Source organism: Shewanella aestuarii (assembly GCF_014647215.1).
GTDB classification, from domain to species: Bacteria; Pseudomonadota; Gammaproteobacteria; order Enterobacterales; family Shewanellaceae; genus Shewanella; species Shewanella aestuarii.
On record NZ_BMOT01000002.1, the window covers coordinates 68921 to 84835 of the forward strand.

The following is a 15915-nucleotide window of genomic DNA, read 5'->3' on the forward strand; positions in this document are numbered from 1 at the left end:
CCAATTGTATCGGTCAGTTTATAGGGTTAACCGACTACAGTGCCATCATGAATTTGGCTTTCATCCAATGGCTCAATTTTGAAATTGAAGTATGCATAAGATGCGCTGACACATGGACAAATTAAGTTAAAGAATGCATAGGGTAAATATGCCACGGTAGCCACGCCTAATGTGCTGGCCATAAAGGCACCGCAGGTGTTCCATGGCACTAATGGGCTGGTGACTGTGGCAGAATCTTCAAGGGCACGGCTTAAATTAATCGCGGCCAGTTTTCTATTGGTGTATTCCATTTTTAGCATGCGCCCTGGCAATACTATGGCAATATATTGATCGGCAGTGATCACATTGGCGCCAATGCATACTCCCAAGGTGGTGATGATTAAACTAGAGGTGTCGGTAACTAGGGTTAAAATACTTTGTAAAATTCGCCCCAAAAGACCTGTGACTTCCATTACCCCCCCAAAGGCCATGGCGCACAGAATTAACCAGACGGTTGTTACCATGCTGCTCATACCACCACGGCTTAATAAGTTATCTAAAACATCATCACCTGTGTTAGCCACATAACCATCAAACATGGCAATCCAGATCCCTTTTACTAAAGCTAATAGGGGAGATATAGCATCATCATGCACATATGCCAGCACGTTATCATATTGGAAAATAGCTGCGCAAATGGCACCCGCCAATGTGCCTAAAATTACTGTCGGAAACGCAGGCATTTTTCGATTGGCCAAATACAACACGACCAGCAACGGAAACAGTAAGTGCAGACCTGGATCAAAGGTACGTTCAAGCAGGGCTAAACTGTCGGCAAGTTGATTTTTTACTGGGGTGGCTTCAGCGGTTAATCCTAAAAAGGTAAAGCCAATAAGCGCGATAATGATGCTGGGTACGGTTGTCCAGGTCATGTGTTTGATGTGGCTGAAGATATCTGTTCCAGCAACCGCAGGAGCTAAGTTGGTGGTATCAGACATAGGCGACATTTTGTCACCAAAGTAGGCGCCACTGATAATGGCACCCGCGGTGATATTAACATCTAGTCCCATTGCTGATGAGATACCAATCAGCGCAATACCTAAGGTGCCAGCAACTGTCCATGAGCTGCCGATACTTAATGCGACAATTGCACATAACACACAACATGCACTGTAAAAATATTGTGGGTTCAGTATCTGCATACCGTAATAAATCATGGTGGGCACTGTGCCAGCTAAAATCCAAGTACCGATCAGCGATCCAACACTAAATAGAATTAATAAAGCGCCAGTTGCTACTCCGATACTTTTAACTATGCCACGCTCCATTTGATTCCAGCTGTAACCATTTTTAAATCCGATCACCATGGCGATACAGGCTGCTAATACTAAAGCAATTTGATTCGCACCAGATGAGCTATCAGATGAAAAAAGATACACCGCAGCTGCTAACATAATGATCAGAGCAAACACAGGAATAAGGGCGTCAAGCAAACTAGGTTGCTTGTGCTGAGTGTCAGGCATAAGTGGATCCCTTTGATGATTTATTATTATATTTATAGTCAACGGGTAGTGATGTGTTATGTGGGTTTATAAACTCATCCGGGGGAGTTATAAGCTGTTTTACACTAGCCGTATTAGCTTGTTACTAACTTGTTATCTCGCTTTATCGTGACACAGGTCACACAGCAAAGTCGAGCTTAAACCTTGTGTTGATGCGGTTTGGTGGCAAATCTTAGTTAGGTTTTGTGGCTAAGAGTGATTAAAGTTTTCGGCAAAGTTGGTATTTATGCTAAAAACTGAGAATTTGTTGCCTAAATATGCATACAATCCGATGAGGTTTATTTTTATTATTCTAATTTTCGCAATTTTGTGAATATGGCGTTTGTTTCGCATCTATTTTGCGAACCAAACAACTTCATCAGGTTAGTTAAAATCAGCTATTTTTGATCCATTTCTTCCACTTACTATTAATTTTGCTAGAATCATAACTATTAATAAAATAAGAGAATAATCACATGTCGGCCGCTGAAAAGTCATCTCGTAAGCTCAGTTTTTATATCATTGGAGTCATTCTTTTTGTGTGGCTTTATAGTCTGTGGGCTGATCGTGTAACGCCTATGACGGGAGAGGCAAGAGTTCACTCCTACCTTGTTCGAGTTGCTAGTGAAGTGAACGGAAATGTGGTCGAGGTGAATGTAAAAAATAATCAGGTGGTTGAAGCCGGTAGTGTGTTATTTAAAATCGACCCACGAAACTATCAAATTGCCCTACAATCTGCGCAAGCAAATTTAACCATAGCAGGACAGAATATTGGGGCTAGTACAGCGGCAGTGGCAGTCGCGCAAGCGAAAGTCGTTGATGCATCCGCGGCACGTAACAATGCTAAAGAACAATATTTTAGAGTGATGGAGTTAGCTGACCAAGGCGTCCTAAGTAAAGCTGATTTAGATAATGCAACCGAATCACGAGATAGAACTCAAGCCAGCTATGAAGCTGCTGAAGCATCATTAGTACAAGCGAAACAAAACCTTGGCCCAGAAGGTGAAAATAATCCTCAGCTTTTAGCTGCCATGGCGAACCTAGAAAAAGCCCAGCTTGATTTACAACGCACTGAAGTGCTGGCGCCTTCAAAAGGCGTTGTGACAAATTTACAACTCACATTAGGTCAAAAAGCCAGTGTGGGTACGCCTATTTTAACCTTTATTGACCCACGAGGGGTTTGGATTTCTGCATTAGTGAGAGAAAATTCACTTGAGCATATTCGTAAAGGGCAATTAGTGGAAATTGTTCTTGATGCTTTGCCTGGACGAGTGCTTAGGGGCAAGGTTGACAGTATTGGCTGGGGAACAGGCGGCAGTAACAATATTGATCAAAATACTGGTTTTTTGATGGCGGATACTCATTCCATGAATGCGCAACGTTATCCAGTTAATATCGTTTTTGAAAACCAAGATGTACCGAAAAATATTCGCTACGGCTCGCAAGCAACAGTCGCATTTTTTACTGAACAAAGCAGTTTTGGTGAGTTACTGGCGAAACTGTGGATACGCGTAGTGAGTGTATGGACTTATGTTTCATAGTGCGGTTAATCCGATAATTCGATTGGTATTTTTCCCTGTATTGCTGTTGTTTTATTTGCAATACAGTGGCGCGATTATGCCATTTTTAAGCCCCGTCTTTGTGGTTATTTTGCTGACATTAATGCCATCGAAGCCACCTATAAACCTGTCATTGAAATTGCTATTGATATTGTTTTTTGTCAGTTTTGTTTTGGTATTTTTAGGCGGTGCATTGCACGACACTCCTACAGGCTATGGTTTATTTTGTTGGGGCCTCTTTTTTTGGAGCTTTTATCGCAGTCATGATAACCCCAAAGATATTATGGCAAGTTTGATATCGATTGTGGTCATTATTATGACCGTTATGAATTTTCAAATGGGAGCTCAAATTGATGTGTTACCTTGGGTTATGTTTAAAGCTTTCTTAATTGCTATTATTGTTGCGTATGTTAGCTTTTGGCTTTTCCCTGGCGATGAGAAAGATATTGCCATGGATGAAACCCATAAAGAAGGTGCGCAAACTAACCTTGCTTTAATTATCTTTAAAGCCACGGCAATGTGTTTGGTGTTGGCTGTCTTGATTGGTGTGGGTAGCTCGCAAACCATATTAATCACCCTCACTATTAGCAGTATGATCACTATTCCGATAGCAAATGATCATCGAGTATTTAGTTATAATAAAGTGGTCACCACCATTTTGGGGATATTGTTTACCTTGCCCATAATGTTGTTGTCTATGTGTGGTTTACCGACTTGGGTGCTCATTGGCGTTACCATATTTTGTGGGCTTCAATTGGCTTGTTATAGCATACGAAAGCAATGTCGCTTTAGCGTTTATCAACTGCTATTCACCAACTTTATTGTCCTCACTTATCAAGTGATTCATCATCAAGGTACGGACTCTTTATCTGCTGAATTTTTACGTTTGCTCTCGGTTGTGATTGCTATTCTTGTTGGTATGTTAATTCTAAGCTTAACCACACAGGTTGCCGTGCCATTAGCAAAAGAACAACCTAAAGCTCAAACTGAATAGTCTTTATCTGGCTAATAAAAAATCCCTGCGATACAACTATCACAGGGATTTTTTAGCCAATGGGGATTATTGCTCCCTAATTAAGGCTTAGCGGTTTATGCTTTACCTTGCTCACGTGCAATGGCGCGGTAAGCGATATCAGTACGGAAGTAGACATCATCCCAATGGATAGCATCGACTAAAGCGTAAGCCGCTTTTTGTGCTTCTGTGACTGTGTTACCTAATGCCGTAGCACATAACACCCGGCCACCATTTGTTACCACATGACCGTCTTTCATTTCTGTGCCAGCGTGGAATACCTTGGCATTGTTATCGCCAAGAGACAAACCATCAATGACATCATGCTTACGATACGCATCTGGGTAACCGCCAGCCGCTAATACAACCCCAACAGCAGGGCGTGGATCAAATTCAGCGCTGACTTTATCGAGTTCACCACGGGTGGCAGCCAGGCACAGTTCAACGATGTCAGATTGCAGGCGCATCATGATGGGCTGAGTTTCAGGGTCGCCAAAGCGGCAATTGTACTCGAGTACTTTTGCGCTACCATCAGCAGAAATCATCAGGCCTGCATATAAAAAGCCTGTGTAAACATTGCCTTCAGCAGCCATGCCATCAACCGTTGGGCGGATAACATTAGCAATGGTCCAGTCGTGTACCGCCTGAGTGACCACAGGTGCTGGTGAGTATGCACCCATGCCGCCAGTGTTTGGACCGTAATCGCCGTTATCACGGGCTTTATGATCTTGGCTGGTGGCCATAGCTAAGATGTTCTTACCATCTACCATAACGATAAAACTGGCTTCTTCGCCCTTTAAGAATTCTTCGATAACAACGCGTGAACCCGCCTCGCCAAATTTGTTGCCAGCCAGCATGTCTTCGATGGCTGCATTTGCTTCAACTTGGTTGGCAGCAATAATTACGCCTTTACCCGCGGCTAAACCGTCGGCTTTAATCACGACAGGGAAACCTGTTTTAGCGGTTAGCTCAGCAGCGTAAGCTTTGGCAGGTTCGATGGCGGTGAAGTTTGAATAATCAGCGGTTGGAATATTGTGGCGTGCTAAAAAGTCTTTAGTGAAAGCTTTTGAAGACTCTAGTTGAGCAGCGCCTTGGGTTGGGCCAAATATGGGCAGGCCTGCTTCGTTAAATGCATCAACAACACCCAATGATAACGGCACTTCTGGGCCAACAATGGTAAGTTCAATCTTGTTATCTTGGGCAAATTTCACTAACTCTGAAATAGCCTCAACCTTAATTGCAACGTTTTCTAATTTTGGCTCTAATGATGTGCCCGCATTACCTGGTGCAACAAACACTCTTTCAACTTGAGTAGACTGCGCTGCTTTCCAAGCTAAAGCATGTTCACGACCGCCGCCACCAATTACAAGTACTTGCATTTTTTAATCCTTTTATAGCTGCGCCATTGTTCCAATTTCTGCTTCAAGTATGCTCACTTATACTTATAAGCTCCGCCTACTTTCATTGAACTTGAAACAACGGCTGGCTCTAATATGTTAAAAATTAAAGTCAAAAACGCCACTTAGATTTAGAAAATAAGTGGCGTCAAATCTGATTAGTGACGGAAGTGACGCATTCCGGTAAACACCATAGCAATGCCGTGTTCATCGGCTGCGGCGATGATTTCTTCATCGCGAATTGAACCACCCGGCTGGATGATGCAACTGATACCCGCAGCGGCTGCAGCGTCGATACCATCACGGAACGGGAAGAATGCATCAGATGCCATAACAGACCCTTCAACCACTAAGCCTTCATCAGCGGCTTTAATGCCAGCCACTTTAGCTGAGTAAACGCGACTCATTTGACCTGCGCCTACACCTATTGTCATGCCATCTTTAGCGTAAACAATCGCGTTTGATTTAACAAACTTAGCCACTTTCCAGCAGAACATTAAGTCAGTTAGCTGTTCAGCAGTAGGTTGACGTTTTGAAACCACTTTAACGTCTTCAACATTAACCATGCCTTGGTCGCGGTCTTGTACTAATAAGCCACCGTTAACGCGTTTAAAGTCTTGAGTTGTCGTTTTAGTGCTCCACTCGCCACATTCTAATAAACGTACGTTTGCTTTAGCGGCAACAATATCACGTGCAGCTTGGCTAACTTTAGGGGCGATAATGACTTCAACGAACTGACGGTCTACAATCGCTTTGGCAGTATCTGCATCTAACTCTTGGTTGAAGGCGATGATGCCGCCAAATGCCGATGTAGGATCTGTTTTGAAAGCACGCTCGTAAGCTTCTAAAATCGTACTGCCTAATGCGACACCACAAGGGTTGGCGTGTTTAACAATCACACAAGCTGGGCCTTCAAACTCTTTAACGCACTCAAGTGCAGCATCGGTATCAGCGATGTTGTTATAAGACAAGGCTTTACCTTGTAGTTGAGTTGCACTGGCAACTGAGGCTTCATCAATGTGTGCATCAACATAAAACGCCGCTTTTTGATGGCTGTTTTCGCCGTAACGTAAATCTTGCTTTTTAATCAGCTGAGTATTGAATGTACGCGGGAAGCTTGAGTCTTCGTGACACTCATCTTTGCTGTGTGCTGACACCATAGTACCGAAGTAGTTGGCGATCATGCCATCATATGCAGCTGTGTGCTCAAACGCGGCAATCGCTAAATCAAAACGGGTTTCAAGCGTTGTGCTGCCGTTGTTCGCTTGCATTTCAGCAATCACGCGGCCGTAATCTTTAGCATTTACCACAATAGTCGTGTCTTTATGGTTTTTAGCCGTAGAACGCACCATTGTTGGACCACCTATATCGATGTTTTCCACTGCGTCAGCTAATGTGCAACCTTCTTTGGCAACAGTTGCCGCAAAAGGGTATAAGTTTACTGCGACTAAATCGATAGGCTTGATACCGTTTTGTTCCATCACGATTTCATCAATACCCCGGCGGGCCAAAATGCCACCGTGTACTTTAGGGTGCAATGTTTTGACACGACCATCCATGATCTCAGGGTGACCTGTGTAATCAGAAACTTCCATAACAGGGATATTGTTATCGGCCAGCAACTTTGCAGTGCCTCCGGTAGATAACAGTTCAACACCTTGAGCATGCAAAGCTTGTGCAAATTCAAGGATTCCAGTTTTATCTGAAACGCTTAATAGCGCGCGACGAATTGGTCTGACAGTATTCATGTAGGTACAGGGTCCACTATTTAATTTCAAGGATCTTTCGCAAAGCAGATTCATCGTGATTGATGGTGTTTAATACCAAAAGAGAATCTGTTTTGCCAAAGTTCCTCGGGTTCATTATTTGAACAAAATGTGCAGCTGCTTATTGTGATTATTATGAGTGCCGTTAAAGCGCGCGTATTTTACCGTAAACCATAGGGCTTGAGTGTTTTTTCTGCGTGATTTCACAATATTGAAATCCGAACAACGCAACATATAATAAAACGCATTAAAACCCTTGACCTTAGATTAAACTCTAAGGTTTATACTGGACCTATATTCAAGTGGTTTACTTATCTAAAACGGGATGCTTATGTACCGAATAGGCGAGTTAGCAAGTCAATGCGATATCAAGGCAGACACGTTACGCTTTTATGAAAAGCACGGTTTGTTAGCGCCCTCAAGTCGTTCTGAATCTGGCTATCGACTGTATACAAAAGAGGATGCTGCAAGATTGCGTTTTATTCTTCGCGCTAAAACCGTTGGTTTTACCTTGAATGAAATATCTGAATTGTTATCTATTGAGCTGGATAAAGCCAATTGGGCCTGTGCTGATGTAAAAGGCATGGTAGACAATAAACTTGAACAGGTTGAATCAAAAATTATCGAGTTAACTCAATTTGCTAATTCACTGCAAAGCTTATCAAACGCCTGCTGTGGCGGTCCAGATAGCGCTGAGCATTGCAGTATTTTAGAAGCGCTTGAGTCGGAAGATAAACAACTGAATGCCAAAAATGAGATTGCGCACAAAGGTCATCATCATGCATCTAAGTAAAGTCATACCTTTATCAGTTACTTTGTGGTCTTTTGTTATCTGTACTAGCCCAAAGCGGTTTGTAAAAGTCGAGCCGTTGGAGATGTTGTTATGTTAATTGAAAACTTTATTCATTTGTTTTTAGAGTCTGCTCCCTGGTTATTATTAGGGCTAGTATTGGCGGGTTTGTTGAAAGTGTTTGTGCCGATGGAGTGGATGCAAAAGCAATTAGGGGGGCATGGGTTTAAAACCGTACTGAAAGCGGCAGTATTAGGGGCGCCGTTACCTTTATGTTCCTGCGGCGTTATTCCTGCTGCAGTTGGGCTGCGCCGCTCTGGTGCATCAAAAGCTGCGACAACCTCCTTTTTAGTCTCAACGCCTGAAACCGGTGTTGATTCCGTGACGGTTTCTTATGTGTTACTTGGTCCTTTCATGGCGATAGTGCGTCCAATTGCGGCGATTACCAGTGCCGTTGTTGCTGGTTTATTAGTCGGTCGAGATGACGATGATGGCAAGCCAAATGATAAAGCTAGCCATACAGCAGAGGAACAGCCTGCCGTTGCATTAGCTGAAGCAAAAAAAACTAGCAGTTGCTGTGCAAGCCAGCCAGCTAAACCTAAAGCGATAACAACGATGAGCTTTAAGCCAGCTGTGGCTGAAACTAAGTTGTTCCAAGCTGAGTCGTTTAAGGCCGTGGCAGATAAACCTGCGGATCATTTAAGCCAGAAGCAATCCAGTTGTAGTGCAACATCCGTTGAAAAAGCACCCGACACATCGAACTGTTGCAGTAAAACTTCTGCCTCGTCAGCCCAAACTCACTCAGATGCTAAAACCTATGCTGAAGTCCCGGCTAAAGCCAGTTGCTGTAGTAGTAAATCTGCTGATCAAGCTAACGTTAAACCTAAAGCGAATGAAACTACTGAAAGTTGCTGCGCTTCAACCGATGATATGGCTACAGCATTAAAACAAAATTCAATGTTAAGCCGAGTGGGCTCAGGTTTGCACTATGCTGCAACTGATTTAGTCCGTGACACTACTTTATGGTTATTGGTGGGCTTATTTTTTGCCGCCTTAGTGCAAACCTATGTACCAGGCGACTTTTTAGCGAAATGGGGTGATGGCATTTTGGCTATGCTGGTGATGGTATTAGTATCTGTGCCCATGTATATCTGCGCAACGGCATCAACACCTATCGCGGCAGGATTGTTACTGGCCGGTGTATCCCCAGGGGCTGTGTTGGTGTTTATGATGGCAGGGCCAGCCACTAACATTGCGACCTTAGGTGTCGTTAGTAAAGAGTTGGGAAAACGTGCGTTAATTGGTTATCTGGGTGGAGTACTTGGCGTGGCGTTGATTTCGGGGATGTTGGTGAATTACTTAGTCGCCACCTTCGGATTTGAAGTGATCCCACAAATTGGCCCAGAGCACGAATTGTTGCCACAAAGCGTAGTGGCTATATCGGGGATCGTACTTGCTGCGTTGATGGCAAAAGTGTTGTGGGATAAACTGCCAAAAAAACACAAAGATACCGGTTGTTGCTCGTAGCATGAACAACTCGTAGGATGAACAAATAGTGACGTATTTCAGCGTTGGTAATATTAAAGGCCTTTAGGGCCTTTTTTATTGTCTGAAAGTTGTTATTGATAGCTTTTTTCACCGCGGTATCTCTAGACTGTGGGGGCTTAGTGACAAATTGGAGTGGCTCGAGTCATGCTGTATCTTTCTGTATTGTATTAGTTTTAATATTTGCTAATTTAGATTTTTATGGATTAGCCTTTTGAAAACAAGATCTATATCTGATTTTTACCTTAAAACAGCTGTTTCCATATATTTGGTAAGACTTTATGTGATTTTGCTCTCGTTGCTGTTTATTGAAGCTGCTTATTATCTAAACGGGTTATACCTAATAAGTAGTATTTATAATAAGAAAAACGGAGTGAATGATGAACAAGATGAATGTATGTAAAATTGCATTTCTCATTGCGACGGCAATGGGAGTTGTTGCTTGCGGAAGTGATGGTAAAGATGGCGCACCAGGAGAGCCTGGTAAACCCGGAGAGCCAGGACCAGGTCCAGTGCCTCCTGTGGTGGAAACATCCACAATCACTAATGTGGAAATGATTAACCACATGGTTGAAGAAGGTAAGTTGACGATTGAGTTTGCGATTACTAACGAAGATGGCATAGCGATAGCTGGATTAAAAGATGCCTCTGTTTACCTTGCCGCTATGACTGAACAAGGTATTCAGCGCAGCCGTGATGGCAGTGTCGGTGGTAATGCCACGGTTGGCGGTGACAAACCAACAGAAGGCGCTTCATTGGAAATGTTAGATAATGGCAATTATCAATTTGTCGCGCCAATGGCTGCGGTACAAGCAGACACAGAAGGGTTGATCCGTTTACAAGTGGGCGGCGGTGAAATTGCTAAATCACCTTATATCATCATTGATAAGCCTGAAATGACCCATACTAGTACCACTGAAACCTGCTATTCATGCCACGTTGATTATGCCACGTCAGATATTCGACACAGTGGATATGTCGCATTAAATACTGATGGCGAAGTGGATTTTGTTGGCGGCTGTATGGTGTGTCACAACAATGTCCCGCGCGATATTGCTGAAGATGGTTCATCTTTAAACACAGGTGGCTATGCTAAAAACACCATGCAGAAGTTGGGTCACATCAATCACCAAAAATTTGAAAAAGATTTCACCCCAGTTAATTGTTATACCTGTCACGCTGAACCTGTAATGAACACTAATCTTGCTGGTAATGGTTGTACTGACTGTCACAGTGTTGAAGGTGCTAAGTTTGATCGCGTAATGAGTGCGACCAGTAGCGGTTTTGATGCCCGTGATTTCCATGCGCAAAAGAGTGGTTTAGCTAATTTAAAAGCCATGCGAAATGGTTACTCTGCTGAAACATCGGTCCCGTTTAAAGATGAAAACGGTGTTTGGTGTACCACAATGGCGTTATTTAAGCTTGATGGTGATACCAAAACTCCTGTGCATATTGGCGATAACTATAGCCATGATTTAACCAGTCATCATCCAGATACTCCGATTGTATACGCCGGTGCTTATTTGCATGGCTACTACAATAACTCAGTAGTCGGTCGCTTTGCTGGCCATGGAAAAGATGAGATTAAAACCGATAATGCCGACGGTACGCGGACGCATTGTTTCCCATCGCCATCTGCAGGTTTTGATGCTGCAGATATTATGGCTTCAGCACGAATTTCGCTAAGCTATGATGGTTGGACAGATAATGACGGTAAAGAGTCGTTATCATTTACGGCTTACTCAGATGCAATCAACCAAAGCAGCAGTGAAGAAGTGCCATATGAGCGCCGCCTAGCGGTTACCAATGATAGTTGTACAACCTGCCATAATAGCGAAACTAACTACCATAAAAATGGTGCGTATAACGATGGCGGTGTCGACTGTGTAGCCTGTCACAACAATGGCCAAGACAGAAGCGCGAAAAACTCTGCACCAGGCTTTGGCCCTATGGTACATAGCATGCACTGGGGAATTGGCAACGCACTTTCAGGTGCTAAAAAAGATCAGGATGGTAATAACATTGCTAACTCAGCTGATAGTTTAAATGCGGACAATTGTGTATCGTGTCATGCTGAAGGTGTTGATTTGAATGCAATTCCTAATCAATATATTCGAGCTAAAGCATTTAACAATGGTGACCAAACCAAAATGGCTAGCCCAATCACAGCTAACTGTTTTGCTTGTCATAGCGATGCACAAGCCTTGAACCATATGCAACAAAATGGTGGCGAGATTAGTGCTGAAAAAGGTAATGGCAACGACGGTACTTGGTTTACTCAACCAACAAGCGAATCTTGTGCAACTTGTCACGCTGAAGGCAAATCATTCGGTATTGAGAAGTTCCATAATTTCCAACGTTAATCACTGCAATTAAACTATCTTAACTGTTTGTGACGACAGAGTAAGATATACAGTTAAAGCAGTAATGGGAGCTTAATCGGCTCCCATTTTTTTGCTTTACTCACGCTATTTGGGATTGCCTGATTAGGTTTGTCCGAAGGTGTTAATAAGTTGATTTTGCATTGGGGCAATCTATCGTTTTAGATTAAACACCTACCCGCGGCCTAGCGCTCGGTTTGCTAACGCTGCCAGACAAGAGTTGTGCTCTTGAAGATAAAGTGCCCAATAACACTGTGGGGGATTGTTAACGGATGATTGAGACGTTAATGATCGCCTCAGAAAGAGAGCTTTAAACCTAAGGTAAAAGTGTACAGTCAAAAACAAAAATACCGAGCAATGCTCGGTATTTATTTCAGTATCGGCCTAAAGATAAATTATTTTGCTTTAGATACGATAGAAGATTGTGGCGCCTTTTTAGCTTGTTTAGCTGCACGTTTTTCTTTTAACGACAGTTGTGGCTGTTTTTTGGCTTCTTTAGAATTATTACGTTCTTTACTCATGTTGCACTCCCAAAAATGTAAGGGTTTACGGTTACGAAATAATTTAAACAGAATGAGGGTTTTCGTTTAACCCAATTCGTAAAAGCAGCGTAGCACTAATTGGCAAAATTTGAGCTAGGATCGCGATAGAATATTTTAGTCTAGGATTAGCTTAATATGTGCTATCACATTGGCATAGAAAAGCATGTCCACAGCGCATAGACACTGATGCAGTAACAAGTGCTACAATGCGCCTGAATTTATTACATAAAAAGGAGTCTGTAGTGATTTGGCGTACATTGAAGTTTGACCAACTAACACGTGATGAACTCTATGAAATACTCAAATTACGGGTTGATGTGTTTGTGGTAGAGCAAAATTGTCCTTACCCTGAACTGGATGAAAAAGATCGTCATCCGCAAACCTTGCATCAGGTTGCCGAAGACCGAGACGGCCAGCTCGTGGCTTATTGCCGAATTTTGCCTCCAGGGTTAAGTTATCCTCAAGCTAGCATTGGTCGAGTTGTGGTTGCACCAAGCCATCGTGGCCAAGGTTTAGCTGAGCCGCTCATGCAACAAGCATTAAAAAAGGCCTTGGCCAACTGGCCAGACGCGGGCATACAAATTGGCGCGCAAGAACAGCTGCAGAAATTTTATCAGCGCCTTGGGTTTATTAATCATTCCAAGGTGTATTTAGAAGATGGCATCCCCCATGTCGATATGATGTATCAATGTTAAGGAAGTAGTAATGTCGGATTATGTAATCAATAACACTCAGTTAGTTTGTGTGGCACAATTTGTGGCGAAAGCAGGTAAGCGAGATGCACTAGTGGCTGCGCTGGTCAGTTTAATTGCTGACACACGTAAAGAACCCGGTTGCATTCGTTATGAGCTCAATGTCAGTGCTGATGATGAAAACAAAGTCGCTTTTGTGGAAAAGTTTGTTGATCGCGCTGCGTTTGATAAGCATTGTGCAAAAGAGGCTATTCAACATTATTTCCATAATGTGATGCCAGAGCTAGTTGAGTCGCACCATGTAGAAGTGTTTCATCAGGTTATTGCTTAACTCATTAAAAATATCTAAAAGAGTGCAACCGCACTCTTTTTTAAGCCATATTTTTACTCGCTTTGGCGCAGTGTAATTTGATGTTGTAAAGTGAGTGAACCATTGGGATCAACAACAGCAATATCATCGTTTTGCGCTATAACAGCCAAAGGTCCATTAGCGGTTTTACGCACAAACAGCAGCCGATAGCCATAGCGATGTAAATCATACAATGCGATTTTTTGTTCGGCAGAAGTGTTTTCCCAATGCTCAATATTGGAAAGCGGAGGCAGACGTTGTTCTTGGAATTGATAGGAAGCGACATCCATGTTGATATACCTATTGTGTGTTAAAACTTGAAATCCATTTCAATGCTTAATCTAACACAGTGTTATTGTTTATCTTATTGTTTTTATGCTTTCTGTGAGAAATATCAATATTCAACCTATAGGGCTGAAATAGTGAATATTTTTATTGATTAATGGCGATATAATTTAGTGAGTATGACGTAGCGTTATTTTAGGGCGTAAATCAACTTCACCATCGTGATATATCACGGCAATATCATCTTGTTGGCAAACAACAGCTATTGGACCTTTTAAGCTGTGTCTTACAAACAACAAGCGGTAACCAAAACGATGCAAATCATAAAGAGCAAGCTTTTGCTCTGCGCTGGCTTGTTCCCAATGCTCGCTATTCGCTATTGAATGACCGCGACGCTCACTGATATCAAGTGCTGTTTGATCCATTCTAATACCTCTCATTCAGGCTATCGAATATTGTGATTATTTAGTTAGCTAAATACATTGGTAAAGTGTTTTTTTGTCAATATAACAACAATTTGAAGCAATGGTAGTACTTTTTAATCTTGGCCTAGTCATTTACACTGTCAACCGAGACATAACATTATAATTTGACTCATTAGAGAAGGATGTGATCTTGTTAAAATATATCGAACCTGTGTTTAGACCTCCTTCAGAGTGGAAGTCGTTAATTTTGCAGGTTACTAATGGATGCAGTTGGAATAATTGTAGTTTTTGCGATATGTATACCCAGCCGCAAAAACAATTCCGTGCCCAAAAGGTCGACAGTATTGAGCAAGATATCCTTGTTGCCGCTGCATCTGGTTATCCCATTAGTCGAGTATTTCTTGCCGATGGTGATGCCATGAGTTTGCCCTTTAATCGATTAAAAGCGATTTGTGAGTTAATCAATACCCATTTGCCATCGGTGACTCGGATCAGTAGTTATTGTTTGCCTCGCAATTTAAAAAACAAAACCGTTGAACAGTTAGCAGAGCTTCGCCAAATGGGCTTGTCTTTATTATATATCGGCTGTGAAAGTGGCGACGATGAAGTACTTACTCGAATTCAAAAAGGTGAAAGCTACCAGTCGTCACTTGCGGCATTAACTAAGATTAAGCAGGCAGGTATCAAGTCATCGGTGATGATTTTAATGGGCTTAGGCGGGACTAAAGTCTCGACACAACATGCTATCGCATCAGCCAAATTAATGAACGCCGCTCAGCCGGAATATTTGTCGACACTGGTAGTGACATTGCCGCTAGGAACCGCGCGAATGGACGCGGCATTTGATGGCAAGTTTGAACTCCCTAATCAGCACGGGTTATTAGTTGAAATGCAAACACTACTCAGCCATCTTGAACTGGATAAAACCATCTTTAGATCCGATCATGCCTCTAATTATCTGGTGTTAAAAGGTGTGTTAGGTAAAGATAAACCACAATTGTTGGCTCAAGTGACTCAGGCATTACAAGGTATGGTGCCATTAAGGCAGGAATGGCAGCGCGGCCTATAAGTGCGATTAATATCCTATTTTTGTCGTAGCTAAGACACTGACGATTAAAGCAAAGTAAAGGAAGCGTGCAATAAATGGAAATACGTGTTGATGATTTATTGGGGCCAGAAATAGTCATGCTACTCAATGAGCATTTAGAGGATATGTATGCAACTTCGCCGCCAGAGTCGGTCCATGCTCTTGACCTGTCAAAATTACGCCAACCCGAGATCACGTTTTGGACGGTATGGGATAATGGCCAATTAGCAGCTTGTGGTGGGATAAAGCAATTAACAACCACTCATGCCGAGATAAAGTCTATGCGCGTAGCTAATGCCCATAGACGAAAAGGCGTTGCTGCTAAACTATTACAACACATACTGGACTTTGCGCAGACCAAGGGTTACCAAAAAATCAGTTTAGAAACTGGTACTATGGATTTCTTCGCCCCCGCAAGGCAGCTTTATAGTCGTTTTGGTTTTCAGGAAGGAGATACATTTGCTGACTACCCCATAGACCCAAATAGTATGTTTATGCACAAAATTTTGTGACTCTGATATTGATACTCAACATCTTCTAGCAGAGTCACATTTGTGTAATTAAA

The 15915-nt window shown here is 42.6% G+C and carries 15 protein-coding genes; 9 read left to right on the forward strand and 6 right to left on the reverse strand.

Features of this window, described 5'->3' with window-relative positions; translation table 11 throughout:
- Positions 1-26 precede the first annotated feature (26 nt).
- Positions 27-1502, reverse strand: coding sequence for a Na+/H+ antiporter NhaC (gene nhaC / locus IEY03_RS04135; RefSeq protein WP_188840096.1), 1476 nt, complete (start codon positions 1500-1502; stop codon positions 27-29).
- 494 nt (positions 1503-1996) lie between these two features.
- On the opposite strand from nhaC, the gene IEY03_RS04140 reads away from it, so the two are divergent.
- Complete coding sequence (locus IEY03_RS04140) at positions 1997-3061, forward strand: HlyD family secretion protein (protein ID WP_188840097.1); 1065 nt, start codon at positions 1997-1999, stop codon at positions 3059-3061.
- Entirely contained in the window at positions 3051-4073 is a 1023-nt protein-coding gene (locus IEY03_RS04145; protein ID WP_188840098.1) for a DUF2955 domain-containing protein, read from the forward strand. The genes IEY03_RS04140 and IEY03_RS04145 overlap by 11 nt, the downstream gene beginning before the upstream one ends.
- A gap of 95 nt (positions 4074-4168) precedes the next feature.
- Here IEY03_RS04145 and purD read toward each other — a convergent pair whose 3' ends face one another.
- Together purD and purH are read right to left on the reverse strand one after the other, a co-directional pair.
- Complete coding sequence (gene purD, locus IEY03_RS04150; RefSeq protein WP_188840099.1) at positions 4169-5470, reverse strand: phosphoribosylamine--glycine ligase; 1302 nt, start codon at positions 5468-5470, stop codon at positions 4169-4171.
- 176 nt (positions 5471-5646) lie between these two features.
- Positions 5647-7236 carry a bifunctional phosphoribosylaminoimidazolecarboxamide formyltransferase/IMP cyclohydrolase gene (gene purH, locus IEY03_RS04155; RefSeq protein ID WP_188840100.1) on the reverse strand — a complete coding sequence of 530 codons (1590 nt, stop codon included), beginning with the start codon at positions 7234-7236 and terminating at the stop codon, positions 5647-5649.
- A 349-nt stretch (positions 7237-7585) separates the two neighbouring features.
- On the opposite strand from purH, the gene zntR reads away from it, so the two are divergent.
- The 3 genes from zntR (at position 7586) to IEY03_RS04170 (ending at position 11952) form a co-directional block, all read left to right on the forward strand.
- Positions 7586-8047, forward strand: coding sequence for a Zn(2+)-responsive transcriptional regulator (zntR, locus tag IEY03_RS04160; RefSeq protein WP_188840101.1), 462 nt, complete (start codon positions 7586-7588; stop codon positions 8045-8047).
- Positions 8048-8137: 90 nt separating this feature from the next.
- Positions 8138-9571: an SO_0444 family Cu/Zn efflux transporter gene (locus tag IEY03_RS04165; RefSeq protein WP_188840102.1), complete on the forward strand. Its 1434-nt coding sequence runs from the start codon at positions 8138-8140 to the stop codon at positions 9569-9571.
- A 395-nt stretch (positions 9572-9966) separates the two neighbouring features.
- Positions 9967-11952 carry a multiheme c-type cytochrome gene (locus tag IEY03_RS04170; RefSeq protein ID WP_308424615.1) on the forward strand — a complete coding sequence of 662 codons (1986 nt, stop codon included), beginning with the start codon at positions 9967-9969 and terminating at the stop codon, positions 11950-11952.
- A gap of 413 nt (positions 11953-12365) precedes the next feature.
- Here IEY03_RS04170 and IEY03_RS17115 read toward each other — a convergent pair whose 3' ends face one another.
- On the reverse strand, positions 12366-12491 hold the full coding sequence (locus IEY03_RS17115) for a hypothetical protein (protein ID WP_268238969.1): 126 nt from the start codon (positions 12489-12491) through the stop codon (positions 12366-12368).
- A 263-nt stretch (positions 12492-12754) separates the two neighbouring features.
- On the opposite strand from IEY03_RS17115, the gene IEY03_RS04175 reads away from it, so the two are divergent.
- Complete coding sequence (locus IEY03_RS04175; RefSeq protein ID WP_188840103.1) at positions 12755-13207, forward strand: GNAT family N-acetyltransferase; 453 nt, start codon at positions 12755-12757, stop codon at positions 13205-13207.
- Positions 13208-13217: 10 nt separating this feature from the next.
- Entirely contained in the window at positions 13218-13535 is a 318-nt protein-coding gene (locus tag IEY03_RS04180) for a putative quinol monooxygenase (RefSeq protein ID WP_188840104.1), read from the forward strand.
- A 53-nt stretch (positions 13536-13588) separates the two neighbouring features.
- Here the strand turns inward: IEY03_RS04180 and IEY03_RS04185 are convergent, their stop codons facing one another.
- Together IEY03_RS04185 and IEY03_RS04190 are read right to left on the reverse strand one after the other, a co-directional pair.
- Positions 13589-13843 (reverse strand): hypothetical protein, encoded by a 255-nt coding sequence (locus IEY03_RS04185; RefSeq protein WP_188840105.1) that lies wholly within the window; start codon positions 13841-13843, stop codon positions 13589-13591.
- A 165-nt stretch (positions 13844-14008) separates the two neighbouring features.
- On the reverse strand, positions 14009-14263 hold the full coding sequence (locus IEY03_RS04190) for a hypothetical protein (RefSeq protein ID WP_188840106.1): 255 nt from the start codon (positions 14261-14263) through the stop codon (positions 14009-14011).
- Between the two features lie 187 nt (positions 14264-14450).
- Between IEY03_RS04190 and IEY03_RS04195 the strand changes: the two genes are divergently transcribed.
- Both IEY03_RS04195 and IEY03_RS04200 read left to right on the forward strand, forming a co-directional pair.
- Positions 14451-15332, forward strand: coding sequence for a radical SAM protein (locus IEY03_RS04195; protein ID WP_188840430.1), 882 nt, complete (start codon positions 14451-14453; stop codon positions 15330-15332).
- Positions 15333-15406: 74 nt separating this feature from the next.
- On the forward strand, positions 15407-15862 hold the full coding sequence (locus IEY03_RS04200) for a GNAT family N-acetyltransferase (protein ID WP_188840107.1): 456 nt from the start codon (positions 15407-15409) through the stop codon (positions 15860-15862).
- Positions 15863-15915 lie beyond the last annotated feature (53 nt).

Bases quoted from the DNA above. Each gene is read 5' to 3' on its own strand.
- IEY03_RS17115 (WP_268238969.1), bottom strand. From the start codon at position 12,491: ATGAGTAAAGAACGTAATAATTCTAAAGAAGCCAAAAAACAGCCACAA.
- IEY03_RS04170 (WP_308424615.1), top strand. From the start codon at position 9,967: ATGATGAACAAGATGAATGTATGTAAAATTGCATTTCTCATTGCGACG.
- IEY03_RS04185 (WP_188840105.1), bottom strand. From the start codon at position 13,843: ATGGATGTCGCTTCCTATCAATTCCAAGAACAACGTCTGCCTCCGCTT.
- IEY03_RS04200 (WP_188840107.1), top strand. From the start codon at position 15,407: ATGGAAATACGTGTTGATGATTTATTGGGGCCAGAAATAGTCATGCTA.
- nhaC (WP_188840096.1), bottom strand. From the start codon at position 1,502: ATGCCTGACACTCAGCACAAGCAACCTAGTTTGCTTGACGCCCTTATT.
- IEY03_RS04140 (WP_188840097.1), top strand. From the start codon at position 1,997: ATGTCGGCCGCTGAAAAGTCATCTCGTAAGCTCAGTTTTTATATCATT.
- IEY03_RS04165 (WP_188840102.1), top strand. From the start codon at position 8,138: ATGTTAATTGAAAACTTTATTCATTTGTTTTTAGAGTCTGCTCCCTGG.
- purH (WP_188840100.1), bottom strand. From the start codon at position 7,236: ATGAATACTGTCAGACCAATTCGTCGCGCGCTATTAAGCGTTTCAGAT.
- purD (WP_188840099.1), bottom strand. From the start codon at position 5,470: ATGCAAGTACTTGTAATTGGTGGCGGCGGTCGTGAACATGCTTTAGCT.
- zntR (WP_188840101.1), top strand. From the start codon at position 7,586: ATGTACCGAATAGGCGAGTTAGCAAGTCAATGCGATATCAAGGCAGAC.
- IEY03_RS04180 (WP_188840104.1), top strand. From the start codon at position 13,218: ATGTCGGATTATGTAATCAATAACACTCAGTTAGTTTGTGTGGCACAA.
- IEY03_RS04190 (WP_188840106.1), bottom strand. From the start codon at position 14,263: ATGGATCAAACAGCACTTGATATCAGTGAGCGTCGCGGTCATTCAATA.
- IEY03_RS04145 (WP_188840098.1), top strand. From the start codon at position 3,051: ATGTTTCATAGTGCGGTTAATCCGATAATTCGATTGGTATTTTTCCCT.